This is a genomic window from Planctomyces sp. SH-PL62 (assembly GCF_001610895.1).
In the GTDB taxonomy this organism is placed as follows: Bacteria; Planctomycetota; Planctomycetia; order Isosphaerales; family Isosphaeraceae; genus Paludisphaera.
In genome coordinates this window covers 294,156-318,832 of record NZ_CP011273.1, presented here as the reverse complement: position 1 = coordinate 318,832, position 24,677 = coordinate 294,156, and the positions used below count along the sequence as shown (strand labels likewise).

Below are 24,677 nucleotides of genomic sequence, written 5' to 3'. Positions count from 1 at the left end.
GTTCAATCGTCCTGGCGCAGGACCAGGAGTTGCGGCTGAGTCGACACGGCGTAGACGGCGGTCTTCTTGACGACCTTCCCCCTGGCGTTCTTCAATTCGAGCACGACCTGGTAGCTGAGGTCGGCCCCGACGTGCCTCCCCTCGTCGTCGGGCTTGTAGTCCTGGAGCAGGAGCCCGGAACTCCAGTCGCCGTCGGCGACGTGGATCGACGGGGTCCGATGGGCGAGAGCGTCGGGCTTCTCTCCCCCCTTCCAGGCGTCGAGGGCGGCCAGCAGGGCTTTTCGACCGTCGTCGGGATCGGCGGGCGTCCCGGAGGAGCCGCAGCCGGCCCCCCCGAGCGCCAGACACGTGGCGAACGCCAGCGCGACCGCGCGACGAAGCAGAGCGGTTCGTTTCTCATTCAACACAGGAAACTCCGATCGAGGGATTCGGACGACGCGCGACGCGGACCGTCAATAGCTGTCGCTGCTGAGGACCTCGCCGCCGTTGCGGGTGCCCAGGGCGCGCCACGCGGGGAGGCTGATCGCCGACTTGACGAACCGGACCGAGCCGTCCGCCAGGCCCACGTTGACGCCGCCGGAGTGGCGGCTGTTGGCGGTGGTGCTGATCCGCGAGGGGGGGAACATGCACGCCCGGGAGTTGGGCGGGCTGCCGTGGTAATAGCGCGTCGACGTGTGGTTGTCGGTCAGCCACGGCGCGCCGACGTTCGAGTTCCCCTGCATCGTCAGGTCGCGGATGTCGACCGCCAGGCACATCTGGTAGGCCTCGTCCGCGGTGGCCGGGTAGGTGCCGGGCCGGTAGGTGTCGGAGATCTCGGTGGAGATGGTGTTGCTGAAGTCCCCCTTGACGTGCTCGCTCAGGGCGGCCGTGTTGCTCGTTCCGTCGGTCACGTCGGAGAGCCGCACGGCATAATCGGTGAACAGCAGCCCGTTGGGCGGCGGCATCGCGACGTTGACCTGCGACGAGTCCTGCGCGCCGAACGAGTTGACGATGCTGGTCCCGCAGTTCGCGCGATAGTTGATCCCGGCCCAGCCCGTGGGGAGCTGGGTCGCCGCGTCGCTGGGGCAGAGGAAGCTGGCGATGCTCGTCACCAGGGCCGTCGAGTTCGCCGCGTGCTGCGAGGCGAGGCTGAAGTTCAGCGAGTTCGTGACGCTCGTCTGCTCCATGTACGGGAGCAGCCGGGCCTGATGCGAGATGTCGTTCGTGGCGCCGGTCGCCACGTTCAGGCTTCGACCGATCGGGAACGCCCCCTGGACGTCGTGATAGTTGTGCAGCGCGATCCCGAACTGCTTGAAGTTGTTGACGCACTGGGCGCGCCGGGCGGCCTCGCGGGCCGACTGCACGGCCGGCAGGAGCAGGGCGATCAGCACGGCGATGATCGCGATCACCACCAGAAGCTCGATGAGCGTGAAGCCGCTACGACGATTCATGAGGACCTCTCTAATATCTTGATGGTTCGGCAAGGCGACGAAGTTCGGGCTTCTTGATGCGCGCGGCGCGATCAAGCCGGTCGTGGGCCGCTCCCCGTCGGGGGATGGGGTCGGGACGGATCCCGATCGGCCGCGATCCCGGTCGATGGGGCGGCGCCCCCCCCCCTCGACGGCGTGAACCGACGTTCGAGCGCGGACGGGTCGCGACACGTACGTCGACGACCGTCAGGCGCGTCGGCGGGGCGTCTCTCCCGAGGAGCGCGACGGAACATTCAGGAGGTCGGCGTCAGGATCTCGAACGCCGAGCGGAGTAGTCCGCGAAGCGCCGGCGGCACCAGGCGCGCCCGAGGTGGGAAAGTCCCACGACGACGGTCGGCGATCGCGCCGGTTCAGATCGACGTCGCGGCGCGGAGTCGCGGAGGGTGGAAGATGGAGAGGTCGCGCGTGAGGGGGAGTCGCGACGGATCGTCGCAGGGGAAGGGCTGGGACGTAGAGACTCGCGTTTCGGGCGCGTCGCCCACGATCGCCCACAGGCCGGAAGTGGGGAGCGGCACCGCGGCCGTCGGCGAGGGGACGGCCGGGCTTCCCGAGCAGAACGCTCCCGAGCATCGCGGCGGGGCGTCGGTCGGAGCGGGCTGGGCCGGTGGCTTCGCGGCGGAACCCGCAAACGTATCGGCCTCCGTCAGTTCATCGAGGCCGAGGACCGTGACGGAGTCCGCGCTCGAGACGGCGTGCCCCAGACAACCGGCGTCGGCGGACGTCGGCGCGAGCGCGACGAGGGCCGTGAGCGTGAGGAGCATCACCGCCCAGGGCCGCGTCGATCGCTTCGGGTTTGCCTCGGGAATCATCGACACGTGATCGAATCGTCCACCGTGTGCAATGAGAATTCCAGAATTGACACGTGAATAGCAAAGAGAGAGTACAACCCGTCGGGGGGCGTTGCAAGGAGCGGCGGCTCGATTTTTCGAGCGCTTTCTGGGACCCCGTTCGTCCAGGAAAATCTCACCCCGCATCGCAGGGGATTCGGAGCCGGGTCCGAAGCGGCGTATAATCGACGCCCTGATAAACCGAACCCTCGATCGAGGCCCTCCATGCGCAGATCGATCTCCCGGCCGGCCCTCTTCCTGGTCCTCGGCCTCGCGTCTTCGATGACTCCGGCGCAGGCGGCCCCGCCCGCCGACGCGCCGACGGCCGCCGCCGAGCCCCGTTGGCACAAGGGGAACCTGCACACCCACTCGCTCTGGAGCGACGGCGACGACTACCCGGAGATGATCGTCGACTGGTACGCTCGACGCGGCTACCAGTTCCTCGCCCTCTCCGACCACAACACCATCGGCCAGGGCGAGAAGTGGCTGAGCGTGGCCGCGGCCGACAAGCGGGCCGGGCACCCCGGATTCGACCGCTACCTCAAGACGTTCGGCGAAGCCTGGATCGAGACCCGCACCGAGGGGGGGGACAGGCAGGTCCGGCTCAAGCCCCTGAGCGAATATCGCACGCTCTTCGAACAGCCCGGCCGCTTCCTGCTGATCCAGGGCGAGGAGATCACCGACCGCTTCGAATCCAAGCCGATCCACATGAACGCCACCAACCTGCTGGAGCTGATCAAGCCCCAGGGGGGGCGGAGCGTCCCCGAGGTCATGGCCAACAACCTGGCCGCGATCGAGGAACAATCCAAACGCCTGGGCCGCCCGATTTTGGGCCACCTGAACCACCCCAACTTCGGCTACGGGATCACCGCCGAGGAGCTGGCGATCGTCACCAAGGAGCGGTTCTTCGAGATCTACAACGGCCACCCCGACGTCCACCAGCAGGGCGACGAGCACCACGCCGACCTGGATCGGATGTGGGACGTCATCAACACCCTGCGCATCGCCGATCTGGATGCGGCCCCCGTCTACGGCCTGGGGACCGACGACTCGCACCACTACTTCGACGGCTCCTCGTCGCCCGGCCGGGGCTGGGTCATGGTCCGCGCCCGCTTCCTGACCCCGGAGTCGATCATCAACGCGATCGCCGCCGGCGACTTCTACGCCTCCAGCGGCGTCACGCTGAACGACGTCCGCTTCGACGCGGAATCGAAGACGCTCAGCCTGGAGATCGAGCCCCAGGGGGACGCCGCCTACACCACCAGGTTCATCGGCACGCCCCAGGGCTACGACCGCTCCCGGAAGCCCGTCCAGGAGAAGGACGGCAAGCCCCTGGCGGTCACCCAGCGCTACTCGGAAGACGTGGGCAAGGTCCTGGCGACCGTCGAAGGGCTCAAGGCCGAGTACAAGCTGACCGGCGACGAACTCTACGTCCGCGCCGTGGTCACCGCGAACCAGGCCCCCGCGAACCCCTCGTTCCCCGGCCAGATGGCGCAGGCGTGGACCCAGCCGGTCGGCTGGCAGGGACGGCTCGCCTCCGACGTGGACGCCGCCGCACCCGCCACGAAATAACCGACGCCCCGTCAGGCCCCCACGACGACGCTGCCGTGTACGATCGTGTCGCCGAGGACCAGCGAGGAGGCGTGGGCCGGCGGCACGGAATCCGTGCGATATTCGAGCCCCTCGCCGACCGCCGGGACCGATTCCCACTCGGCGGCGCGAAGCCGGGCGAGGAGGCTCTCCACGTCGGCCGCCTCGGCGGTTTTGGCCGGAGAGCCCGCCTCCAGCGCGTCCATGACGACCCCGCTCAGCAGGCGGGCCCAGACCTTGCGACAGGTCGCGGGGCGGTCGAACAGGTCGACGGCGACGACTTCCGGCCCGATCGCCACCGCGACGCCGTTCGCCCCCTCGACGTACCCCAGGCGGTCGCGGAATTCGTCCAGGCGGGCCCGGTGGTGCTCGTAGGTATCCGCCATGGACCTCGTCTCGGACGTCGCGTCGAGCGCGTTCATCTGACGGGCGACCTCCTTCCAGACGGCCCCCTGGTCCGACGCGTGGCCGAGGCCCGCCCTGGCCGAGCGGGTGACCGTCTCCTTCAGGCTTCGCCGAAGCTTCGAGGAGGAATGGGTTTCGCTCGGGGCGAACTGACGAGAGCGGTAGCGCCAACGGCCTTGCTCGACGCAGCTCACCGGGATCTTGGTCTTGCTCCTGGCGGCGACCAGCACCGATGTGTTCAGCACCCGGTTCTGCTTGGCCCCCCGCAACTCCTCGCCTTCGAGGAAGAGGACGGATGAGTCGCCGGCGTTGTTGACGAGGAGCTGGGGGACGGAGCCCCCCTCGTCGACCTCCTCCACAGTGACCGTCCCCGCGCCGATCGCCTCGTCGGAGAGGAGGTAGTCGACGGCCTCATCCGGGGGCGAGAACAGCGGGAAGACGGTCAGGGCTTCGTGGCGGATCGGGTCTCCGATGCGGAGTTCGGGGAGCATCGTCATGGCGGATTCCTCGGGCCCTGGGGGCCGTCGCGACCCGACGCCCGGCCCGTCGCGGGCCCGGAACGGCGACGGGTCGCGCCTCGTCCGGCCCCCAGGATATCCGATCGGCCGCATCCACTCCCATTAATCCCGCCGCGATCCCTCGGCCGGCGGATTCCCGCGGCGTCCGGGTGGGGATGGGGAGGATCTGCGGCGGCTTCCGGCGCGAAGGGGGGAGGCCGGCGAAGAAAGCCGTTATCGCCGCCGCGCCGTCGCCGAAAAAACCTTCAAGCGGAGAGACCAATCGCGCGGAGGGTTCATGCTCAAGAACATCGTCCTGGAACGTCCCCTGGCCGTGCTCGACCTGGAGACCACGGGGACCGACGTCAAGGTCGACCGCATCGTCGAGGTCAGCGTCCTGAAGCTCTCCCCCGGCGGCGAGTCCGACCTCCGCACCCGGCGGGTGAACCCCGGCGTCCCGATCCCCCCCGAGGCCACCGCCGTCCACGGGATCTCCGACGACGACGTGGCCGACATGCCGAGCTTCCGGGCCATCGCCCCGGGGCTGGCGAGGCACCTCGACGGCTGCGACCTGGCGGGCTTCAACATCCTGAGGTACGACCTCCGGCTGCTCGCCGCCGAGTACGCCCGCGTCAACGTCCCGTTCCCCATGGTCGGGCGGAAGGTCGTCGACGCCTGCCACATCTTCCACCAGCGCGAGCGCCGCGACCTGGCCGCCGCCTACAAGTTCTACTGCGGCCTCGAACACGAGGGCGCCCACGGCGCGGAGGCCGACGTGCTGGCGACCCTGGCCGTCCTGGACGCCCAGGTCTCCCGATACGACGACCTCCCCACGACGGTCGACGGCCTCCACGAGTACTGCACCGACCCGAACGCGCTCGACCTGGGGGGCATGTTCGGCAAGCGCGAGGAAGGCGAGATCATCTTCATCAAGGGCAAGTACAAGGGCCGCACGCTCGACGACGTCGCCCGCACCAAGCCCGACTACCTCGAATGGATGCTCCAGGTCGACTACTTCGAAGACACCAAGCAGATCGCCTCCGAAGCCCTCAGGCGGGCCTCCTGACCGCATCCGCATCCCCTGGTATGTCAATTGCGTGATCATTCCGCTCATCCCGGATCGATTCCAGCCCCCCGGCCATCCGCATGGCCCGGCGGCCCGCATGCGACGACACCAGGAGCAACGCCATGGCGGAAGACCCTCGCAGCAAACACCCGGTCCCCCCTTATCCATCCCAGAAACAGGAGGTGCCCGGCCTGGAGTCCGAGATGGACCCGCGGCCGGACTACGGCGAGGCGAGCTACAAGGGGACGGGCAAGCTCGCCGGGAAGGCCGCGGTCATCACCGGGGGGGACAGCGGGATCGGTCGCGCCGTGGCGCTCGCCTTCGCGCGGGAAGGCGCCGACGTCCTCATCTCGTATTTGAGCGAGGAAAGCGACGCCCGGGAGACCGTCAGGGTCGTCGAGGCCGCCGGCCGCAAATGCGTCGCCGTGCCGGGGGACGTCGGCGAGGAGGCCCACTGCAAGGCGATCATCGACCGCGCGGTGGAGGAATTCGGCAAGGTCGACGTCCTGGTCAACAACGCGGCCTTCCAGATGAGCCGGGAGGACATCTCGGAGATCGACACGGAGGAGTTCGACCGGACCCTCAAGACCAACCTCTATGCGATGTTCTGGCTGACCAAGGCGGCCGTGCCCCACATGCCCAGGGGGGGCGCGGTGATCAACACCTCCTCCATCCAGGCCGATAACCCGAGCCCCAATCTGTTGCCCTACGCCATGACCAAGGCGGGCATCCAGAACTTCACCGGCGGGTTGGCCCAGATGCTCGGCAAGAAGGGGATCCGGGCGAACTGCGTGGCGCCGGGGCCGATCTGGACGCCTCTGATCCCGGCCACCATGCCGGTGGAGAAGGTCAAGAACTTCGGCAAGGACACGGCCCTCGGCCGCGCCGGGCAGCCCGCCGAACTCGCCCCGGTCTTCGTCCTGCTCGCCTCGGACGAATCCAGCTACATGGCGGGCGCGACGGTCGCGGTCACCGGGGGCAGGCCGCTCATCTGACACGCACGCGGGAGGGACTCATGAAGGCCGTCGTATTCCACGGGCTGGGGGACATCCGTCTCGACGACGTCCCCGAGCCGAAGATCGAGCAACCCACGGACGCGATCGTCCGCCTCACCGCCAGCGCCATCTGCGGCACCGACCTGCACATGATCCGGGGGACCATGCCCGGCATGGCGGCCGGGACGATCCTGGGCCACGAGGGGGTCGGCGTGATCGAGGAGGTGGGCTCCGCCGTCGTCGGCTTCAAGGTCGGCGATCGCGTCGTCGTCCCTTCCACCGTCTGCTGCGGCTCTTGCTCATATTGCAGGAGCGGCTACCAGTCGCAATGCGACAACGCCAACCCGAACGGCAAGCAGGCCGGCACCGCGTTCTTCGGCGGGCCGAAGACGACGGGCCCCCTGAACGGCCTCCAGGCCGAGTTCGCGCGGGTACCCCTCGCCGACCCGACGCTCGTCAAGCTCCCGGCCGAGATGACCGACGACCAGGCGATCCTGCTGTCCGACATCTTCCCGACCGGCTACTTCGGAGCCGACGCGGCCGAGATCAAGCCGGGCGACACGGTCTGCGTCTTCGGCTGCGGGCCGGTCGGCCTCTTCGCCGTGGTGAGCGCCAGGCTGATGGGCGCCGGCCGGGTGTTCGCCGTCGACACGCTCCCCGACCGCCTGGCGAAGGCCCGCGAGCTGGGGGCGGAGACGATCGATTTCAACGCCGAGCACCCCGTCGCGAAGATGAAGGAGCTGACCGACGGCGTCGGCATTCTGCGGGCCATCGACGCCGTGGGCGTGGACGCCTATCGGCCCGAGAGCGGCCCCGCCTACGCCGAGTCGCGGGCGATGAAGTCGCAGTTCAAGGAGGAACAGAAGGAGACCCAGGTTGAAGGCTCGGGCGCGACCTGGGGCGGCCAGTGGGTGCCGGGCGACTCCCCGTCGCAGGTGCTGACCTGGGCGGTGCAGGCGCTGGCCAAGGCGGGCACGCTGTCGATCATCGGGGTCTACCCGGAGACCATGACCCGGTTCCCGATCGGCGCCGCGATGATGAAGAATCTCACCTTGCAGATGGGCAACTGCCCCCACCGGCGGTACATCCCGCGGCTGATCGAGGCCGTGACGGCCGGCAAGGTCGACCCGCTGAAGGTGCTGACCGAGGTCGAGCCCCTGACCGACGCCCTCTCCGCCTACAAGGCGTTCGACAAGCGGAAGGCGGGCTGGGTGAAGGTGGAACTCAAACCGTCGCGGTGACCCGCCACGCCCGGCCAGGAGCGTCTCCGGATTCCGCGGGGCGGGAGGGGATCTCATACGTAATCGCTTTGATGAGTCGCCTTGGCCGAGCGGCCTCGGGTGGCCCGGGTTCGGGGACGAACCCGCGCCACCCAATAGTCGGAGATCGAGTCAATTTGGTATCAGAGTCGTTCCCCGCACTGGCCGCAGAATTTGTCGTGCTCGTCGTTGAGCGCCCGGCAGGCGTTGCAGCGGACGCGGACGACCTCGACGGTCTGGTCTGCCGAGCCCAGGCGGTCGATCACCTGCTGCACGGCGGGGATCTCGTCGAGCACGTCGCCGATCACGCCCCCCCGCATCCGCGACCAGGGCTCCAGGTCGCGCCGGGCCTGTTCGGGATCGAGCTTCACGCCCGACCCCGCCAGGCCGCGAGCCGCCACGCCCATCACGGCCGGACCGACGACCATCAGGCACATGCCGCCGACCGCCCGGAGAAAGATGCTCCGGGCCCGGCCCTCGAAGTCGTCGAAGTTCCCGAAGTTCATCGCGAAGCTGAAGAACGTCGACACGAACAGCAGGGCGCCCACGACGCCGGCGGCCATCCCGGCGTAGTACATGGCCTGGCGCTCGGGCGAGATGTCGCGGGCGGGGATCGGCGGCTTCATCGAGACCTCCGCGAGAGGGATGGGACGCAATCTTCTCGTCGCGAATCCATTCGCCGAACTCGCGGCGATATTGCGGGGGACGGGCCGGACGGCCGGCGCGGCCCGGTCCGGTCCGGCTCAGCTCTTGGCGCGGGAGCGGGGCTTGGGCTTCTCGGGGTTGCGGGACGACTCGGCCTCGCTGTCGGCCAGGTAGAGGAGCCGGCCGCAGCTCTTGCAGAAGGTGAGGGTGTCGCGGTTGATCAGCTCGTTGACCATCTGGGAGGTCACGGAGGTGTAGCAGCCGGTGCAGGCGCCCGCCTCGACCGGGGCCAGGGCGTCGGCGGCGAGCTGGCGGACGACCCGGCGGTACTGCTCGCGCTGGTCGGCCGGGATCGAGTCCTCGGCGGCGACGATCGCGGCCTCCAGCTCGACGAGCTGGGCCTTCTGGGCGACGGCCTGGTCCTCGATGGTCTTCCTGAGCTTCTCGACCTCGTCGGCGACCCCCTGGACCTCGGCCTCGAAGCGGGAGAACTCGACGCCTTCGGCCTCGATGGTCTCGTAGGCGTGGAGGACCTGGTCCTCATACTTGCCCATCGCGGAGGTGTCGTGGGCGATCTGGTTCTGGAGCGCCTTGTACTCCTCGTTCTTCTTGACGAGGTTCAGCTTGACCTTGAGGTCGTCGATCTTGGCCTGCGAGGCCTGCAGGGCGTGCTCGTTCTTCTTGAGGCCGAGCTTGGAGTCCTGGAGCGTCTTGCGGGCCTTCTCCACGTCGGCCTGGCGGGCGGCGAGCGCCGTCTGGCGGGCGGCGAGGGTCTTGGGGGCGGACAGGAGGCGGTCGCGGATCGCCTTGGCGCGCTGGTGCAGCGTGTGGAGTTCGCGGAGGGCGTCGGCGGTCGCGGTCATGGTTCGTTTTCTCCGTCTGGGGGAGGGGGGGGTCGCGATGCGTCCGTTCGGGACCAAAAAAAAACCGCCGGTCGAAACGACCGGCGGTTGAAGACCGCATTAACCGGTGCTCTCGAGGAAGCCCTCGAGCTGCCGGCTTCGGACCGGATGCTGTAACTTGCGGACGGCCTTGGCCTCGATCTGCCGCACCCGTTCACGGGTGACCTTGAAGATCCGGCCGACCTCCTCGAGGGTGTAGGTGTAGCCGTCGCCCAGGCCGTAGCGGAGCTTGATGATCTCGCGCTCGCGGTAGGTGAGGGTCTTCAGGACCTGGTCGATCTTGTCCTTGAGCATCTCCTGGGTGGCGGCGTTGATCGGGCTCTCGACGGCCTCGTCTTCGATGAAGTCGCCGAAGTAGCTGTCCTCGCTCTCGCCGACGGGGCGGTCGAGCGAGATCGGGTGTCGGCTGATCTTCATGACCCGCCGCGTCTCCTCGACGGAGATGTTGGCGGCCTTGGCGGTCTCCTCGATGGTCGGCTCGCGGCCCTTCTCCTGGAGGAGTTTCTTGGAGACGTTGCGGAGCTTGGACATCGTCTCGATCATGTGGACCGGGATGCGGATCGTCCGGGCCTGGTCGGCGATGGCGCGGGTGATGGCCTGGCGGATCCACCACGTGGCGTAGGTGCTGAACTTGTAGCCGCGGCGATACTCGTACTTGTCGACGGCCCGCATCAGCCCGGTGTTCCCCTCCTGGATCAGGTCCAGGAACGAGAGGCCGCGGTTGCGGTACTTCTTGGCGATGGAGACGACGAGCCGGAGGTTGCCGCCGGAGAGCTCGCGCTTGGCCTGCTCATACTCCTTGAACCGGGAGTTCATGACGGCGACGCGGCGGCGGAGGCTCTTGGGGCTCTCCAGCGTGATCCGCATCAGGTCCTTGAGCTCCTTGACCAGGTTGGCGCGGTCTTCCTTGCCGACCCGGCCGGCGCGGTACTCGCGGAGCTGGAACAAGAGCTCGTTCATGCGGACGGCGATCTGCTCCAGCCGCTTCATCAAGGGCTGGACCTTCTGGGTCCGGATCGAGAGTTCCTCGACCAGGTTGACCGCCTTGAAGCGGCGGCGCTTGAGGTCGTTGACGAGGCCGGCGCGGGAGGTCGGCTCGCGGTCGCGGATGAACGCCTTGAAGTCGCGGACGTTGCACTCCATCAGGTGGGAGAGCGTCGCGAGGTTGTGGGGCATCCGGCCGAGGATCTGGTCCTTCTCGAGGTTCTCGGTGACCGAGACCTTGACGGTGCGGTCGAACGGCAGCTCGCCGTCGGAGACCTTCTTGAGGACGTCGACCACCAGCGCCAGGGCGAAGTGACACTCCAGGACCTTGCGGCGGAACTTCTTGCGGGTGACCTCGATCTTCTTGGCGAGGTTGATCTCCTGGTCGCGGGTGAGCAGGGGGATCTCGCCCATCTGGGTGAGGTACATCCGGACCGGGTCGTCGATCCGCCGGGAGATGTCCTCCAGCTCCTCGGGCGTGAGCTCGGCGTCTTCTTCCTCCTCCTCCTCGGCCTCGGCGAGGTCCTCGGACTCGTCGTCGAGGTCGCCGGACGCCAGCAGGCGGGCCTCGGCCTCATCCTCGTTGATCAGCTCGACCCCCATCTCGTCGAGCGTCTCGAGCAGGCCGTGGATGCGATCGGGGCTCGTCGCGTCGTCGGGAAGGACGTCGTTGACCTGATCGAACGTCAGGAAACCACGTCGCTTACCCAGTTCGAGGAGAGCTTTGAGGCCCTCGTCCAGCTTATCCATCATTCCTCCCTCACGCACGAAACGTCGGATCGGGACGCGTCTTCTTCTCGGGAGTCCCGACCCGCTGAGTCAGTAGTCGACGATATTCCAGTTGCAAGGCGCGGTAAGCGTCGGGTTCGGTCGCCCGGTCGGTCTCATCAAGGGCCTGCCGCAAGTCGGCGAGCCGCGTCAGCCGCTCGCGTTCGGCGAGCCGGCCGAGCACCGGGTCGAGCCGCTCGCCCCAGGTCCCCGGGGGGAACTGGACGGCGTCCAGGGGTTGCAGTTCGGGGCGGTCCAGTCCGTCTTGCAGGTCGCTCAGGTAGGCGACGACCGACCGGGGTCGGGGGTCGTCCAGATTGTCTTTGATGGCCTCGAAGGTCGGCGTCTCGCCCTGACCGTAGAGATCATAGGCCGCGTCCAGGATCGCGCGGGCGGAGTCGTCACGGATCGCCGCCAGGGGGACCCGGGCGACCAGCCGGGCGACCGTCTCGGGCTGGGCCACGACGATCGCCACCAGTTCGCGTTCCACCGGGTCCATCGCCCTCAGCAGGTCGGCCGGGGGGGGAGGGGGGGGTGCCGTCGCCGCCTCGACCGGGTTCGCTCCCGAGGGGGGGGAGAGGCCGGCCCGCTCCGCCCCCCTTCGCCGCGAGGCCCCCCGCAGCTCCTTGAGCCGCCTCGCCAGGGGACCGATCGGCAGCCGGAGTGCGTGGGCCAGCGAGTCGAGCGCCTTGTTCAGCGCCAGGTCCTGCACCGTGCCCGGCCGGGAAGGGACCCGGCAGAGGATGCCGAGCACCCACTCGGCCCCTCGACGGGCACCCTCGATCGAATCCAGGTCGAACCGCGACCGGGCCCGGTTGAGCACGAAGGTCAGCGGATCGAGCGCCTCGGCGGCCAGCTTGCGGAATGCGTCGGCTCCTTCGCTCAAGAGGAAGTCGCAAGGATCCAGGCCCGAGGGGAGCGACAGCACCCGCACGTCCAGCTCATGTCCCAGGAAGATCTCGAGGGCCCGCTCGGCGGCGGACTGCCCCGCCTCGTCGCCGTCGTAGATCAGGCACGCCCGGTCGGCCAGCCGTCGCAGCATGGGGACGTGGTCGTCGCCGAACGCCGTCCCCAGGGTCGCCACGACGTTCGCCAGCCCCACCTGATGCGCCGCCATCACGTCCGTGTACCCTTCCATCACCGCGACCCAGCCCGCCTCGCGACAGGCCGTCCTCGCAAGATCCGCCGCGTACAGGATCCGACGCTTCTGGAAGAGGGCCGTCTCAGGGCTGTTAACATATTTTGCGACACGAAACCCCCGAGACGAAGCCGCCCTCTCCGCTTCCGGCAGAATCCGTCCCCCGAATCCCACCGGACGGCCCCGCTCGTCATGAATCGGAAAGATCAGCCGACCCCGAAACCGCGCGTGAACCTTACCAGGCCCCTCTTCGGGACGAACCGCCAACCCCGCCTTCTCCAGCAGATCGGTCGACACCCCTCGCCGTCGGGCCGACTCGAACAGCCAGGCCGGATCGTCCGGGGCGTACCCCAGACGGAACCGCGCCGCCGTCTCCGCCGTCAGCCCCCGCCCCTCGATGTACCCCCGAGCCGGTTCATGCCGCCCCAACGCCTCCTCGAACGCCCCCTCCGCCCACGCCAGCACCCCCGTCAGCTCCGTCTTCGACGGGCCCTCGGGCCGCACGGTCGACGCCGGGCCGCTCTCCAGCGTGATCCCCGCCCGCTCCGCCAGCATCCGCAACGCCTCGGGGAACTCGATCCGCTCGATCTTCAGCACGAACTCCAGGACGTCCCCCCCCGCGCCGCAGACCCAGCACTTGAAAGTCTGTCGCTCGGGATTCACTTCCAACGACGGATTATGGTCGTCGTGAAACGGGCAGAGCGCCTTGTAGCGCGATCCGGCCCGATGCAGAGGTAGGTATTCACCCACCAACCCCACGATGTCGACCGCGTGTTTTATGGCGGCTTTCGTCGCGTCGGATTGCCTGGGCACGGGATTCTCCTGACCATTCCGGCGCGAGTCCGGTTCCGTGGTTCACGCCGTCGTCGATCCCATCAGAGATCGCCGGCGCGCTCGCGCCTTGTTCTTTACGTGCCCAACTCTCGTCGGTCGGTGGATTCAGAAAAATTATAGGCCCCCTCGAAAAACCGTCAAGTTTTCGAGGCGTCCCGCCGACTTCACGCCGTTTTCTCTAACCGGGCATGGTTTTAGCAGTTAGGTCAAACACCGCTCGGCCACCCCTAATCTATCCATGCGTCCACCAGAAAACCCCCCGTCTCCATCCCCTCACCTCGTCGCAGCCCGAATCGTCCCCTCAAAACTCGAATCGGGACGTCCAAAGCCCCTCACGAAATGTCCTTCAAACCAGGTGTCCAAGTCAAGCCCCCGGGTTTGGTGAGGTGAGCCGCGACGGCCCCCTCCGCCAGATCGGCCCCGGCGGCTCGTTTCGGCTCCCGGCCTGGGGCGGCTCCGTTCACGGCGGGTCGCTCGATCCTCGGCGGATCGGGCCGAGGGCCGTGGAAGCTCTGATCGCGTTTTCGCTCTCTCCCCCGGTCCGCGTGGATCAGCCTCGCCCCTCGCGTCTCGACCTCCCTCTCGGCGAGGAAAGCGGCCCGAAGACCTGACGGGGGAGCGAGCGACGGCTTCGTCGACGGACCGGGCGGGCCGGGCCGGCCGAGCCACGCCGGGACGACGCTCCCCCTTCGCTGGAAGGGAAGGGCGTCGAACCCGATGAGGGCGAGCAAGATCTCCATCGGCTTGCGGGGAGGTTCCTCTTGACATCCGACTTCCGGCGACGAGTTCTCATCGCGGCCCGGATGTCGTATGCAGCGCCCGAGGGACCTCTCCGTGCGTTCACGGGCGGCCGAAAAGAGCCTCGCGGAGGCCGGGGAGCGGGCGGTCTTCGTCGACGTCCCAGTAGTTGAAGCCGGCGTGCCAGTCCCAGATCGCCCAGCCTACGCCCGCCTTCTCCAGACGCTTGCGGAACTCGCGATAGTAATTGGCCCGCGACTCCGGGTCGGCCGCCATGATCGCGCCGAACTCCCCGAGGTAGACCGGACGGCCGTAGTGTTCGGACCACTCCCGGATCGCCTCGACCGCCTTGTCCATGACGGCGGGGCTCGACGGGTTCGATGCGGCCGGGGCGGTGTTGTACTCGTGGATCCAGGCCAGGAAGCCGGGCGTGAGCCGAAGCGCGGGATCGGCCGACAGCGGCGAAGCCGGCGGCCCGGGGAATCGGATCCCCTTCTGCCTGCCGTCGTCGCCGCGATTCGTCCAGGACGCCCCCTGATGGGTGAAGAAGAACGGGTCGTACGAGTGGACGGTGACGAGGATGCCGTCGTCGTCGGGCAGCCGGAACGCGGGGAGTTCGGAGATCGAATTCCACCGCCCGGGGCCGGCGACGATCAGCCGATCGGGGTTCGACTCGCGGATGACCTTCACGGTCTCGGCGAAGATCCGATTGACGACCTCGGTGGTGGCGGCGTCCTTGGGCTCGTTCAGCAGTTCGAAGGCGACGTTCGCGGGACGCCCGGCGTTATGCTCGGCGACTTGCCGCCAGATCGCCAGGAACTCGGCCTTCCGGCCCTCCGGGTCGGCCGTGAAATCGTCGAAGTGGTGGATGTTGATCATCGCCCCGAGGCCCTCGCGCGCGGCGGCGTCGAGGAAGTCATCCACCTTCTTGAAGATGTCGGGCGAGAGCTTGTAATCGGGCGCGGGGCCGACGTAGTGGTGCCAGCCGACGGGTATGCGGATGTGGTCGAACCCTTCCGCCTTGATGCGCTTCACGTCGTCCCCGGTGTACTTCACGGCCCAGTCCTGCCCCGGCGGGACTTCCAGGCCGTTCCCCAGGTTGGCGCCGCGGAGGAACTGCTTCGCCAGTCGGTGCGCGGGAGTATCGCGGCCGACGATAGGCTTCATGTCCTTATAGCCTTCGGGCGTCCGCGCGAGGGCCTGGACATGGATCACGACCGGGACCCCCGCCTTCACGGCGAGCCTGGTCGAGAGGGTCTCGTCGTGCCACGTCCGGCCGACTCGGGAACCCGACGCAGCGGGCGGAGGCTCGACGACTCCCGCCCCTTCCCAGCCCCTCTTCGACTCGAACCCAGGGTCGGCGGCGAGTTCCGCACCCTCGACGCGGAGGTCGTCCCAGAGCACTTCCTGACGGAGCACGCCGCCCGCCGACGACTGCTCCCAGGGTCCCATCAAGGTCAACGTCACCGTCCCCGACCGGGACGGCCTGAAAGAGACGGCCAGACGACGCCAGCCCAGCCGGTTGATGGCGAAATTGATCGTGTAGCCCTCGCCGACGCGATCCGCGGGGACCCAGTTCATGCGACCGATCGAGCCGTCGCCGGCGACGACGCGGCCGTCGTCCAGCGGCACGTCCCCTTTGAGATCGAATCGGCCGGTCGTGGCGAGCCGGGCGGGGGCGTCGGCGGCGGCCGAAGTCGGGCAGGGGGGAAAGGACGAGGCCAGCAAAACGCCGAGCGCCAGGACGAGGGAGGGAGGCGCGATCCTTCGGGTGCGGAACGTCATGGAGAGGACTCCCGGAAAGAAGGACGCCGCGAGGGCGGTTCCGATTTCGCGGGAAACGGGGAAGACCACCCGGGGGCGGGTTCGGGACGAGGCGTCGGCCGCCTCAATCGTCGGCGCGGGCGCCGAGTTCGCGAGCGATCTTCGAGGCCATCCGGCCCATCTCCTCGCCAGCATACGGATGATGAGGCCAGGGCCATCTCACAGGGTCGTCGAAGAACCGAGGGATGACGTGCCAGTGGCAGTGGAAGATGGTCTGCCCGGCGACGCTTCCGCTGTTGATGACCGTGTTCGAGCCGTCCGCCCCGGTCGCGGCGACGACGGCGCGGGTCAGGCGAGGGAGGAGCGAGCCGACGTGACCGGAAAGGTCGTCGGGCAACTCCGCCAGCTCGGCGTGGTGCGACCGAGGAATGATCAGGACGTGGCCGTGAGAAACCGGGTTGATGTCCAGGATCGCCACCGCCTGGTCCGTTTCCAGGACGCGGGCCGACGGGATCTCGCCGTGGACGATCTTGCAGAAGAGGCAGCGGGGGTCTCGGCTCATGGTGCGGCGCTCCTGGATGCGAAGGCCGGGGCCGGAGGCGGGCGGGGGGAGGCGGTCGAGGCTGGCAAGGCGGGGAGCGGGGCGGGTCGGGCCGATTCGCGGCCGATCCGCCCCGCATCATGCGAGACGTCTGCTCGATCGATCAAGCGATCGCTCAGGCCGTGGGAGCCTCGGCCGCGACGACGGCGGGGCGGCTGGGGGTCTTGATCGTCTCGTTCTCGCCGAGGAGCTGGATGACGGCCATCTCGGCGGCGTCGCCCTGACGGACCTTGGCGAGCTTGTAGATCCGGGTGTAGCCGCCGGGGCGGCTGGCGAACCGGGGGCCGATCTCGTGGAACAGCTTGTAGGCGACCTCTTTGTTATTGAGGACGGCCAGGCTGCGGCGGAAGGGGTCGAGCTTGAAGCCCTCCTTGGCGGAGGTGATCAGCTTCTCGACGTAAGGCTGGAGTTCCTTCGCCTTGGGGACGGTGGTCGTGATCTTGCCGTGCTCCAGGAGCGCCGTGGCCAGATTGCGCAGGAGCATGCGGCGGTGTTCGGGGGAACGCTTGAACTTGCGGCCGGCTTTCTTGTGACGCATGGCGAATTTCTTATCTGATCGTAAGGGCTTCGTCGGTTCGGCCCGGGGCCGTCGCGCCGTCGGGGGGCGGGGCGGCGGTCCGGGCGGACGTCGCGAAAACCGGTCAGCTCTTGGGGGGGACGTTCATGCCCAGGTCGAGGCCGATCTCGTGGAGCTTGGCCCGGACCTCCTTGAGGGTGGTCTCGCCGAAGTTGCGGACGTTGAGGAGCTGGTCCTCGGAGCGGCTCACCAGGTGGCGGACGGTGGTGATCCCCTCGCTTTCGAGGCAGTTCGTCGCCCGCACGGACAGCTCCAGCTCGGCCAGGCTCATGTCGAGCTTACGCTCGAGTTCGGCGTCGAGCGGGGCGTAGTTCCCGCCGTCGTAGGGGCCGGACTCGATCGAGAGGCCGGGGCCCGGCTCGTTGTACTGGACGAACGGGTTGAGGTGCTTGCGAAGGATCTTCGCGGCCTCGACGAGGGCCATCTCGGGGTTCAGGACGCCGGTGGTCCAGATCCGGACGATGAGCTTGTCGTAGTTGGTGCGCTGGCCGACGCGGGTGTTCTCGACGTGGTATTCGACCCGGTGGACCGGGCTGAAGCTGGAGTCGATCGGGATGACGCCGATCTCCAGGTCGTCGGTGTGCCCCTCGGCGGCGGTCTTGTAGCCCCGCCCGTTCTCGACGGTCATCTCCAGGTGGAAGGGGACGTCGTCGGTCAGGGTGCAGAGGATGTGGTCGGGATTGATGATCTCGATCGACTCGTCGTGGAGGATGTCCGCGGCGGTGACGACGCCCCGACGGTCGCGATCGATCCGGATCGTCCGGGGATGCTCCGAGTGGTTCTTCACCACCAGGAGCTTGATGTTGAGCACCAGATCCGTGATGTCGTCCACCATGCCGGGGATCGACGAGAACTCGTGCTGGACCCCCTGGATCTTGATCTTGGTGATCGCGCTCCCCTCCAGGCTGGAGAGGAGGATGCGACGCAGGCTGTTGCCCACGGTGTGGCCGAAGCCGCGCTCGAACGGCTCGACGTGGAACTCGCCGAAGGTGTCGGAGAGGTTGTCGCGGTTGCAGACGACACGGCTGGGCAGTTCGAGGCCGCGCCAACGGATACGCATCATGAATCCCCCTGATGGTGCTCTCGGCCGGACGCGGTCAGCGGCTCAACAACTCAACGATCAACTGCGGCGTCACCGGCAGAGCCACGTCCTGGACGGTCGGCAGGCGGCTGATGCGGCCTTCGGGGGGATCGGTGCTGATCCGGTCGAGCCAGTCGGGGACCGGGGCCAGGAAGTCGGCCGCCTGGTTCTCCAGGGCGAGATTCCGCGACTGCTCGCGGTTCTTGACCGAGACCTGGTCGCCGGGGCGGACGAGGTAGCTCGGGATGTCGACCTTCTTGCCGTTGACCAGGATGTGGCCGTGACGGATGAACTGTCGCGACTGCGGGCGGCTGGCGGCGAACTGGAGCCGCGCCACCACGTTGTCCAGCCGACGCTCCAGCAGCGACATCAGGGCGTCGCCGGTGTTGCCGCTCTTGCGGGCGGCTTCGGCGTAGTACTTGCGGAACTGCCGCTCGAAGATGCCGTAATACCGCTTGACCTTCTGCTTCTCACGAAGCCGAATGGCGTATTCGCTGGCCTTGCCGCGGCGGAACTGGTGCATGCCCGGGACGCCGTCCCGGCGCACGATCGCGCACTTGTTGCTGTAGCACCTCGCCCCCTTGAGGTAGAGGTTGACGCCCTCGCGGCGGCAAAGCCGGCAGACCGGTCCTGTATATCGTCCCATGGTAGATCCAACGAACCTCGAACGTTTGGTTTGACTCGTACGTGTGCGGCGGGGGGGGCCCGTCTTGCGGGCCCCGGGGGGTGTCGCGTTCGCGACGCGGGGATGTCGTCGGGCGGGGCGGGGGGGCTCCGCCGGCCCGGGCGTCGCGGCGCGACCGGCGGTCAGACGCGGCGCTTCTTGGGGGGGCGGCAGCCGTTGTGCGGCAGCGGGGTGACGTCCTCGATCGCCTTGATCGACAGGCCCGAGGCCTGGATCGCGGTGATCGCGCTTTCGCGGCCGGAGCCGGGGCCCTTCACCTTGACCTCGACCTCCTTGACGCCGTACTTCGTCGCCGAGGCGGCGGCCGTCTCGGCGGCGCGCTGGGCGGCGAACGGCGTGCTCTTGCGGCTCCCCTTGAAGCCGACGGTCCCCGACGAGGCCCAGCAAAGGGCGTCGCCGTTGGGATCGGTGATGGTCACGGTGGTGTTGTTGAACGTCGCCTTGATATGCACCACCGCACGGCTTACGTTGCGTCGCGTCTTCCGCTTCTTGGCCTTGGCCACGGGTCCTGCGCTCCTCGTCTAACTGATTCGTGCTTGTGTCGTCCGCGGATCGAACGACCCGCAACCGTCCAGCGGCCGCCTCGCGCCCGCCCATTCTCGATGCTCGATCCGCGTCCCCCGCCGCGTCCCGGCCCGGCCGCCTCGCCTCGGGGCGAACCCGCGACGCGATGCGACGCGCGAGCCGACAGCCCTGGTCGGGCCGTCGCGGCCTCAGCGCATCTCCTTGACGCCCTTCTTGCCGGCCACCGTCTTCCTCGGCCCCTTGCGGGTCCGGGCGTTGGTGCGGGTCCGCTGGCCGCGGACGGGGAGGCCCTTGCGGTGCCGAAGTCCCCGATAGCAACCGATCTCGCGGAGCCGGCCGATGTTCTGCTGGACCTGACGACGGAGCTGGCCTTCGACCGTGTACTCGTTGTCGAGCAGGCCCGCCAGCTTCGCCAGATCATCCTCGCTCAGGTCGCGGGCCCGCTTCTCCGGGTCGATCCCGGCCCGCTCGCAGAGTTGCGCTGCGAGGGTCGGCCCGATCCCGTAGATGTAGCGCAGCGAGATCACCGTCCGCTTGTCGTTGGGTATGTCCACGCCCAGAATACGAGGCATTCCATCAGTCTCCGTCGATCCACGGCTGTACTAAAGTTGGGATCGGCCGCGCCCTCCCGACGCACACCGGCTGGGCCGGGGGCGCCGCGGACGTCAGCCCTGTCGTTGCTTGTGTCGGGGGTTCGAGCAGATCACCAGGACCTTGCCCGCCCGCCTCACGATCTTGCAGTTCTCGCAGATCCTCTTGACGCTCGATCGCACTTTCATGGCCGTCGCTGCTTTCCTGTGTATTGTCCGTGGGAACGCCGACTTGCGTGGCCGAGACGCCGCCCCTCGGCGGATGCGCCGTCGGGACGCCGGTTCGCCCGCCCCGGCGGCGTCCATCGTCCACCGGCGATTGGTCGCCCGGCCGATCGGTCGCCAGGTCCGTCCTCGAGGGAAGACCTGGCACCGGCGGTGCGGCCGGCGGCCGGAACGAGCCGGGGGCGACGCGGCATTCGTAGCGGCCGCGATTCCCGCGTCAGCCGTCCGAAATCTCGATGATCGCGCTCGCCGATCGACCCGACGGTCGCTGGGCGTCAGGAAGCCCAGGCGCACTGAGGCATGGCGGGCCCACCGGGGAATTCGACCATCCTAACGATCTTCCTTCTCTTCCGCAAGGGTCTCTGCTTCCACTTTCGTCAAGATAATTTCGTCGCGATTTCCTACTGGAGGTCGTGAGTTCCCGTCGCATCCGGCCTCCTCCGTCCGCTCAGGGAAGCGTGAGGATCTCGGGACCTTCGGGCGTCATCGCGATGGTGTGTTCGAAGTGGGCGCTGGGGCGGCGGTCGCGGGTCTCGACGGTCCAGCCGTCGTCCAGGGTCCGCACGTCCTTCGTCCCCATCGACACCATGGGCTCGACCGCCAGCACCAGGCCCGGCTCGAGCAGGATGTCGTGCTTGCGGAGCGCCTTGCTGAAGAAGTTGGGAACTTGCGGTTCCTCGTGCATCTCCTTGCCGATGCCGTGGCCGACGAACTTTTCGATGACGTAGAAGCCCTGGCTTTTGACGTACTGCTCCATCAACGAGGCCACTTCCGACCAGTAGCGGCAACGCCCCATGGCGCGGACGGCGAGGTCCAGGGTCTCGGAGGTGCAATCCAGGAGCTTCTGGACGTCGGGCGCCACCTGGCCGATGGGGAGGGTGACGGCGGAGTCGCCGCACCAGCCGTTAAGGCGGCAGCCGGTGTCGACCGCGACGACGTCCCCTTCGCGCAACGGGCGACGGTTGGGGATGCCGTGGACGACGTGTTCGTTGACGCTGGAGCAGATGACGGCCGGGAACGGCGGCTTGCCCCGCATCGAGGACGGATAGCCCAGGAACAGGGGGGTGGCACCGGCCTCGCGGAAGACCGAGGCCACGGCCTCGTCGAGATCGGCGGTAGTCGCCCCCGGCACGGCCAGCTTGCGAGCCTCGCCGAGCGCCCGAGCGACGAGTCGCCCGGCTTCCCGCATCAGGGCGATCTCGCGGGGGCTTTTGAGCTGGATCACGGGGGTCCTCCGGGACGGCGGCGGACCCGATCCCGGTTTCGGCCCGCCCATGCCCTCCGGACGCCGAAGGGCTCCGGAGGGGAGGGGGGGAAGCGTGGGACGGCGGCCCGATCCGTGTTGCGATGACACGATGCGGCGACTCCTGGGGTCACTTGCGATTCACAAGTCCCGAATAGTTCCGCATCACGAGGTGGCTGTCGATTTTCTGGACCAGGTCGAGGCAGACGCTCACGACGATCAGCAGGCCGGTGCCGCCCAGAAACTGGGCCACCGTGAAGTCGACGTTCAGGCCGTTCTGGACCAGCGTCGGGATCACCGCGACGAGCGACAGGAAGGCCGCCCCCACGTAAGTGATCCGCAGCATGACCTTCTCCAGGTACTCGGCCGTGCGACGCCCGGGGCGGTAGCCCGGGATGAAGCTGCCGTAGTCCTTCAGGTTCTCGGACATGTCCTTCGGGTTGAAGGTGATGGCCGTCCAGAAGTAGCAGAAGAAGTAGATCATCACGATGTTGGAGAGCGTGTACAGATACCCCTGGCGCTGGAAGGCGTCGGCGAGGTCCTGGAGCGTGGTCGCGAAGAACGAGCCGATCGACCAGGTGTCCGACCGAAGGCTGGCGGTGGAGCGAGCCAGGGCGCTGAGGATCAGGGACGGGAAGATGAGCAAGCTGGAGGCGAAGATGATCGGCATGACGCCGGCCTGGTTCACCTTCAGCGGAAGGTACTGTCGCGTCCCGCCGAAGACTCGACGGCCCCTGACGTGCTTGGCCGACTGGGTCGGGATCCGTCTCTGGCTCTCGGTGATCGCCACGACGCCGACGACGACCGCGACGAACAGGATCAGCAGCAGGGCGATCGTGATGATGCCGTACTTGCCGGGCTCGGGGGTGAGTCGGGTGGTCGCGTTCTGCCAAAGCCCCTGGAGGGCGACGGGAAGGCGCGAGAGGATGCCCGCCATGATGAGCAGACTGATGCCGTTGCCGATGCCGTACTCGTCGATCTGCTCGCCGACCCACATCAGGAAGACCGTCCCCGCCGTCATGATCGAGACGGAGACCATGCCATGCCAGATGTCGCGATACTCCGGCAAGACCACGTTCATCTGGGGGCTCATCATATATTGCACCCAGAACGCGCTCTGCACGGCGCATAAGACGACCGTGGCGTATCGCGTATACTCATTGATCCGCTTGCGGCCGCTCTCTCCTTCCTTCATCATCGCCTCGAGCGACGGGACGACGCTGCCCAGGAGCTGGAAGATGATTGAAGCGGAGATGTAGGGCATGATGCCCAGGCCGAAGATCGTGCTCATGCCGATCGAGGTGCCGCCGAACATCGCGACGGTGCCGAAGATCTTGCCGGCGGCGTTGGTGCTGAGCTGCTCTTCCCAGTTTCGGAGCTGGGCCTGGTTGACGATCGGCAGCGGGACGTAGAACCCGATCCGGTAGATGGCCAGGAGCAGGGCGGTGAACAGGATCTTCCGCCGGAGTTCGGGGATCTTGAAGATGGTGATCAGCTTGTCCACGCGCGATCGCCTCCGCTGGGGCCGTGGTTCATCGTTCGGGCCGGTATGGGCCGATTGGGTCGCGAAGCCCCGGGGGAGGGCCCGTCCGGGGCCGTCGCGGCGGGGCGTCGCCGGGTCTCGATCAAAATAGGACCGCCGCCGACGCGCCGATCGCCGATCGACGCGCCGCGGCGGAATGAAAGCGGGGGCGGGTCAGGACCCGCAGGTCTCGTCCGGCTTGGCGACCTTGCCGATGTAGGGGGCGACGACGGCTTTGCCGCCGGCGGCCTCGATCTTGGCGACGGCCGCCTCGCTGAACTTGGTGGCGTGGATCTCGAAGGCCTTGGTCACCTCGCCGTCGGCGAGGATCTTGATGCCGTCGTGGGCGTAGCCCTTGACCAGCCCCGTGGCGCGGAGGGCGGCCTCGTCGACGACCCCCGGCTCGGGGAAGAAGCTGTCGAGTTCGCCGAGGTTGACCAGGACGAAGTGCTTCTTGAAGGCGCCGTTGAAGAAGCCCCGCTTGGGGACCCGGCGGGCCAGGGTGATCTGGCCGCCCTCGAACAGGGCGCCGATCTTGAAGCCCTGGCGCGAGCTGTGGCCCTTGTGGCCCTTGCTGGAGGTCTTGCCGTGACCGGAGCCGACGCCCCGGCCGACGCGCTTGCGCTTCTTACGGCGCTGGATACCTTCGTGGACGTCGTGCAATTGCATTAGATCTGGACTCCCCGGAGGCGGGCGATCTCTTCCTTCGTGCGGAGCTGGGTGAGGCCCTGGATGGCGGCCTTGACGAGGTTGAGCTTGTTGGGCGAGCCGAAGCTCTTGGTGAGGACGTCGCGGATCCCCGCGGCCTCGACCACGGCGCGGACCGCGCCGCCGGCGATGACGCCGGTGCCCGGTGCGGCGGGCATCATCAGGACGCTCGCGGCGCCGAAGCGGCCGACGACCGTGTGGGGAATGGTGGTGCCCCGGAGCTGGACCCGCTTCATCTGCTTGTGGGCGTCCTTGACGCCCTTCTCGACGGCCGGCGGGACCTCGTTGGCCTTGCCGTAGCCCCAGCTCACCTGCCCGCGGCCGTTGCCGACCACGACGAGCGCGTTGAAGCTGAACCGACGGCCCCCCTTCACCACCGCCGCGCAACGGCGGATCGCGACGACGCTCTCAACCCATTCGCCGCGGTCGCGGTCGCGATCTCGTGTGTCGGTCGACACGTGGGATACTCCTTCTCTCTGCCAGTATGATTCGGTGTGAGCTGCATGTCGACCGAGTTCGGGCGACGCGACGGATCTTTCGGATCGAGGTCAGAAATCGAGGCCGGCCTCGCGAGCGGCGGCGGCCAGGGCCTCGACGCGGCCGTGATACTTGTAGCTGCGGCGGTCGAAGCAGATCTTGCCCAGACCGGCCGCCTTGGCTCGCGCCGCGACGACCCGGCCGACGACCGCGGCGGCCGCCTTGTTGCCGCCGTAGGCGACCTCGGCCTTGACCTCGGGATCCACGGTGCTCGCCTGGACCAGGGTCTTGCCGGCCCGGTCGTCGATCACCTGGGCGTAAATGTGCTTCGAGCTGCGGAAGACGGCCAGGCGGGGACGCTCGGGCGTCCCGGCGAGCCGCTTGCGAATCCGGCGCTGGCGGCGCAGGCGGCGCGTCTGGACCAGCAGGTGGTGGTTGGCGGTGTCCACGGGAACGATCCTCTCGCTGTCGGCGGCCGGCGGGGCTCGCGTCGGTGGGACGGGGCCGGCGCCGTCTCGGACGGGGTCTTGCGGGTCTCTTGGTTCTCAGGCGGAACGCGGGG

The 24,677-nt window shown here is 68.1% G+C and carries 25 protein-coding genes; 4 read left to right on the top strand and 21 right to left on the bottom strand.

Annotated elements, in window-relative coordinates:
* Positions 1 to 2 precede the first annotated feature (2 nt).
* From VT85_RS01300 to VT85_RS01290, 3 genes are all read right to left on the bottom strand, one after another.
* Entirely contained in the window at positions 3 to 404 is a 402-nt protein-coding gene (locus VT85_RS01300) for a hypothetical protein (protein WP_068409492.1), read from the bottom strand.
* Between the two features lie 48 nt (positions 405 to 452).
* Positions 453 to 1,430: a DUF1559 domain-containing protein gene (locus tag VT85_RS01295; protein ID WP_068409490.1), complete on the bottom strand. Its 978-nt coding sequence runs from the start codon at positions 1,428 to 1,430 to the stop codon at positions 453 to 455.
* Positions 1,431 to 1,819: 389 nt separating this feature from the next.
* Positions 1,820 to 2,278, bottom strand: a complete 459-nt coding sequence (locus VT85_RS01290; RefSeq protein ID WP_156512605.1) for a hypothetical protein — start codon at positions 2,276 to 2,278, stop codon at positions 1,820 to 1,822.
* 243 nt (positions 2,279 to 2,521) lie between these two features.
* On the opposite strand from VT85_RS01290, the gene VT85_RS01285 reads away from it, so the two are divergent.
* Positions 2,522 to 3,868 (top strand): PHP domain-containing protein, encoded by a 1,347-nt coding sequence (locus tag VT85_RS01285; protein ID WP_068409486.1) that lies wholly within the window; start codon positions 2,522 to 2,524, stop codon positions 3,866 to 3,868.
* Between the two features lie 11 nt (positions 3,869 to 3,879).
* Here VT85_RS01285 and VT85_RS01280 read toward each other — a convergent pair whose 3' ends face one another.
* Positions 3,880 to 4,788 (bottom strand): ARPP-1 family domain-containing protein, encoded by a 909-nt coding sequence (locus VT85_RS01280; protein ID WP_068409484.1) that lies wholly within the window; start codon positions 4,786 to 4,788, stop codon positions 3,880 to 3,882.
* A gap of 298 nt (positions 4,789 to 5,086) precedes the next feature.
* Between VT85_RS01280 and VT85_RS01275 the strand changes: the two genes are divergently transcribed.
* The 3 genes from VT85_RS01275 to VT85_RS01265 all read left to right on the top strand — a co-directional run bounded on the left by VT85_RS01275 (position 5,087) and on the right by VT85_RS01265 (position 8,090).
* Positions 5,087 to 5,854 carry a 3'-5' exonuclease gene (locus VT85_RS01275; protein WP_068409482.1) on the top strand — a complete coding sequence of 256 codons (768 nt, stop codon included), beginning with the start codon at positions 5,087 to 5,089 and terminating at the stop codon, positions 5,852 to 5,854.
* A gap of 122 nt (positions 5,855 to 5,976) precedes the next feature.
* Positions 5,977 to 6,849: a glucose 1-dehydrogenase gene (locus tag VT85_RS01270; RefSeq protein ID WP_068421196.1), complete on the top strand. Its 873-nt coding sequence runs from the start codon at positions 5,977 to 5,979 to the stop codon at positions 6,847 to 6,849.
* Between the two features lie 20 nt (positions 6,850 to 6,869).
* Positions 6,870 to 8,090 (top strand): zinc-dependent alcohol dehydrogenase, encoded by a 1,221-nt coding sequence (locus VT85_RS01265; protein ID WP_068409480.1) that lies wholly within the window; start codon positions 6,870 to 6,872, stop codon positions 8,088 to 8,090.
* Positions 8,091 to 8,251: 161 nt separating this feature from the next.
* On the opposite strand, the gene VT85_RS01260 is transcribed toward VT85_RS01265, so the two are convergent.
* The 17 genes from VT85_RS01260 to rplR all read right to left on the bottom strand — a co-directional run bounded on the left by VT85_RS01260 (position 8,252) and on the right by rplR (position 24,564).
* Entirely contained in the window at positions 8,252 to 8,734 is a 483-nt protein-coding gene (locus VT85_RS01260; protein WP_156512604.1) for a zinc ribbon domain-containing protein, read from the bottom strand.
* 117 nt (positions 8,735 to 8,851) lie between these two features.
* Complete coding sequence (locus tag VT85_RS01255; RefSeq protein WP_068409476.1) at positions 8,852 to 9,616, bottom strand: zinc ribbon domain-containing protein; 765 nt, start codon at positions 9,614 to 9,616, stop codon at positions 8,852 to 8,854.
* Positions 9,617 to 9,715: 99 nt separating this feature from the next.
* The gene (gene rpoD / locus VT85_RS29830) at positions 9,716 to 11,389 is read right to left on the bottom strand and encodes an RNA polymerase sigma factor RpoD (protein WP_068421187.1); all 1,674 of its coding nucleotides are present in this window, start codon (positions 11,387 to 11,389) and stop codon (positions 9,716 to 9,718) included.
* Positions 11,390 to 11,399: 10 nt separating this feature from the next.
* A complete protein-coding gene (dnaG, locus tag VT85_RS01245) occupies positions 11,400 to 13,358 on the bottom strand; it encodes a DNA primase (protein WP_068409474.1) in 1,959 nt (652 codons plus the stop codon).
* 861 nt (positions 13,359 to 14,219) lie between these two features.
* Positions 14,220 to 15,902, bottom strand: a complete 1,683-nt coding sequence (locus VT85_RS01235; protein ID WP_156512603.1) for a glycoside hydrolase family 5 protein — start codon at positions 15,900 to 15,902, stop codon at positions 14,220 to 14,222.
* 103 nt (positions 15,903 to 16,005) lie between these two features.
* On the bottom strand, positions 16,006 to 16,443 hold the full coding sequence (locus VT85_RS01230; RefSeq protein WP_068409468.1) for an HIT family protein: 438 nt from the start codon (positions 16,441 to 16,443) through the stop codon (positions 16,006 to 16,008).
* 154 nt (positions 16,444 to 16,597) lie between these two features.
* Positions 16,598 to 17,020 carry a 50S ribosomal protein L17 gene (gene rplQ, locus VT85_RS01225; protein WP_068409467.1) on the bottom strand — a complete coding sequence of 141 codons (423 nt, stop codon included), beginning with the start codon at positions 17,018 to 17,020 and terminating at the stop codon, positions 16,598 to 16,600.
* A 103-nt stretch (positions 17,021 to 17,123) separates the two neighbouring features.
* Positions 17,124 to 18,119 carry a DNA-directed RNA polymerase subunit alpha gene (locus VT85_RS01220; RefSeq protein WP_068409465.1) on the bottom strand — a complete coding sequence of 332 codons (996 nt, stop codon included), beginning with the start codon at positions 18,117 to 18,119 and terminating at the stop codon, positions 17,124 to 17,126.
* 37 nt (positions 18,120 to 18,156) lie between these two features.
* Positions 18,157 to 18,786: a 30S ribosomal protein S4 gene (gene rpsD, locus VT85_RS01215; protein WP_068409463.1), complete on the bottom strand. Its 630-nt coding sequence runs from the start codon at positions 18,784 to 18,786 to the stop codon at positions 18,157 to 18,159.
* Between the two features lie 161 nt (positions 18,787 to 18,947).
* Complete coding sequence (gene rpsK / locus VT85_RS01210) at positions 18,948 to 19,328, bottom strand: 30S ribosomal protein S11 (protein ID WP_068409461.1); 381 nt, start codon at positions 19,326 to 19,328, stop codon at positions 18,948 to 18,950.
* A gap of 210 nt (positions 19,329 to 19,538) precedes the next feature.
* Positions 19,539 to 19,922, bottom strand: a complete 384-nt coding sequence (gene rpsM / locus VT85_RS01205) for a 30S ribosomal protein S13 (protein ID WP_068409459.1) — start codon at positions 19,920 to 19,922, stop codon at positions 19,539 to 19,541.
* Between the two features lie 93 nt (positions 19,923 to 20,015).
* Positions 20,016 to 20,129 (bottom strand): 50S ribosomal protein L36, encoded by a 114-nt coding sequence (gene rpmJ / locus VT85_RS01200; protein WP_068409457.1) that lies wholly within the window; start codon positions 20,127 to 20,129, stop codon positions 20,016 to 20,018.
* A gap of 484 nt (positions 20,130 to 20,613) precedes the next feature.
* Positions 20,614 to 21,390: a type I methionyl aminopeptidase gene (gene map / locus VT85_RS01195; RefSeq protein ID WP_068409455.1), complete on the bottom strand. Its 777-nt coding sequence runs from the start codon at positions 21,388 to 21,390 to the stop codon at positions 20,614 to 20,616.
* A gap of 148 nt (positions 21,391 to 21,538) precedes the next feature.
* Positions 21,539 to 22,912, bottom strand: a complete 1,374-nt coding sequence (gene secY / locus VT85_RS01190) for a preprotein translocase subunit SecY (RefSeq protein ID WP_068409453.1) — start codon at positions 22,910 to 22,912, stop codon at positions 21,539 to 21,541.
* 192 nt (positions 22,913 to 23,104) lie between these two features.
* Positions 23,105 to 23,599 carry a 50S ribosomal protein L15 gene (gene rplO / locus VT85_RS01185; protein WP_068409451.1) on the bottom strand — a complete coding sequence of 165 codons (495 nt, stop codon included), beginning with the start codon at positions 23,597 to 23,599 and terminating at the stop codon, positions 23,105 to 23,107.
* A complete protein-coding gene (gene rpsE, locus VT85_RS01180) occupies positions 23,599 to 24,096 on the bottom strand; it encodes a 30S ribosomal protein S5 (protein WP_068409449.1) in 498 nt (165 codons plus the stop codon). Before rpsE ends, rplO begins: the two co-directional genes overlap by 1 nt.
* A gap of 90 nt (positions 24,097 to 24,186) precedes the next feature.
* The gene (rplR, locus tag VT85_RS01175; protein WP_315850935.1) at positions 24,187 to 24,564 is read right to left on the bottom strand and encodes a 50S ribosomal protein L18; all 378 of its coding nucleotides are present in this window, start codon (positions 24,562 to 24,564) and stop codon (positions 24,187 to 24,189) included.
* Between the last annotated feature and the right edge of the window lie 113 nt (positions 24,565 to 24,677).

Excerpts from the sequence above, each read along its gene's own strand:
- VT85_RS01295 (WP_068409490.1), bottom strand. The coding sequence starts at position 1,430 with ATGAATCGTCGTAGCGGCTTCACGCTCATCGAGCTTCTGGTGGTGATC.
- VT85_RS01290 (WP_156512605.1), bottom strand. The coding sequence starts at position 2,278 with ATGATTCCCGAGGCAAACCCGAAGCGATCGACGCGGCCCTGGGCGGTG.
- VT85_RS01285 (WP_068409486.1), top strand. The coding sequence starts at position 2,522 with ATGCGCAGATCGATCTCCCGGCCGGCCCTCTTCCTGGTCCTCGGCCTC.
- VT85_RS01280 (WP_068409484.1), bottom strand. The coding sequence starts at position 4,788 with ATGACGATGCTCCCCGAACTCCGCATCGGAGACCCGATCCGCCACGAA.
- VT85_RS01275 (WP_068409482.1), top strand. The coding sequence starts at position 5,087 with ATGCTCAAGAACATCGTCCTGGAACGTCCCCTGGCCGTGCTCGACCTG.
- VT85_RS01270 (WP_068421196.1), top strand. The coding sequence starts at position 5,977 with ATGGCGGAAGACCCTCGCAGCAAACACCCGGTCCCCCCTTATCCATCC.
- VT85_RS01265 (WP_068409480.1), top strand. The coding sequence starts at position 6,870 with ATGAAGGCCGTCGTATTCCACGGGCTGGGGGACATCCGTCTCGACGAC.
- VT85_RS01260 (WP_156512604.1), bottom strand. The coding sequence starts at position 8,734 with ATGAAGCCGCCGATCCCCGCCCGCGACATCTCGCCCGAGCGCCAGGCC.
- VT85_RS01255 (WP_068409476.1), bottom strand. The coding sequence starts at position 9,616 with ATGACCGCGACCGCCGACGCCCTCCGCGAACTCCACACGCTGCACCAG.
- rpoD (WP_068421187.1), bottom strand. The coding sequence starts at position 11,389 with ATGGATAAGCTGGACGAGGGCCTCAAAGCTCTCCTCGAACTGGGTAAG.
- VT85_RS01235 (WP_156512603.1), bottom strand. The coding sequence starts at position 15,902 with ATGACGTTCCGCACCCGAAGGATCGCGCCTCCCTCCCTCGTCCTGGCG.
- VT85_RS01230 (WP_068409468.1), bottom strand. The coding sequence starts at position 16,443 with ATGAGCCGAGACCCCCGCTGCCTCTTCTGCAAGATCGTCCACGGCGAG.
- rplQ (WP_068409467.1), bottom strand. The coding sequence starts at position 17,020 with ATGCGTCACAAGAAAGCCGGCCGCAAGTTCAAGCGTTCCCCCGAACAC.
- VT85_RS01220 (WP_068409465.1), bottom strand. The coding sequence starts at position 18,119 with ATGCGTATCCGTTGGCGCGGCCTCGAACTGCCCAGCCGTGTCGTCTGC.
- rpsD (WP_068409463.1), bottom strand. The coding sequence starts at position 18,786 with ATGGGACGATATACAGGACCGGTCTGCCGGCTTTGCCGCCGCGAGGGC.
- rpsM (WP_068409459.1), bottom strand. The coding sequence starts at position 19,922 with ATGCCTCGTATTCTGGGCGTGGACATACCCAACGACAAGCGGACGGTG.
- rpmJ (WP_068409457.1), bottom strand. The coding sequence starts at position 20,129 with ATGAAAGTGCGATCGAGCGTCAAGAGGATCTGCGAGAACTGCAAGATC.
- rplO (WP_068409451.1), bottom strand. The coding sequence starts at position 23,599 with ATGCAATTGCACGACGTCCACGAAGGTATCCAGCGCCGTAAGAAGCGC.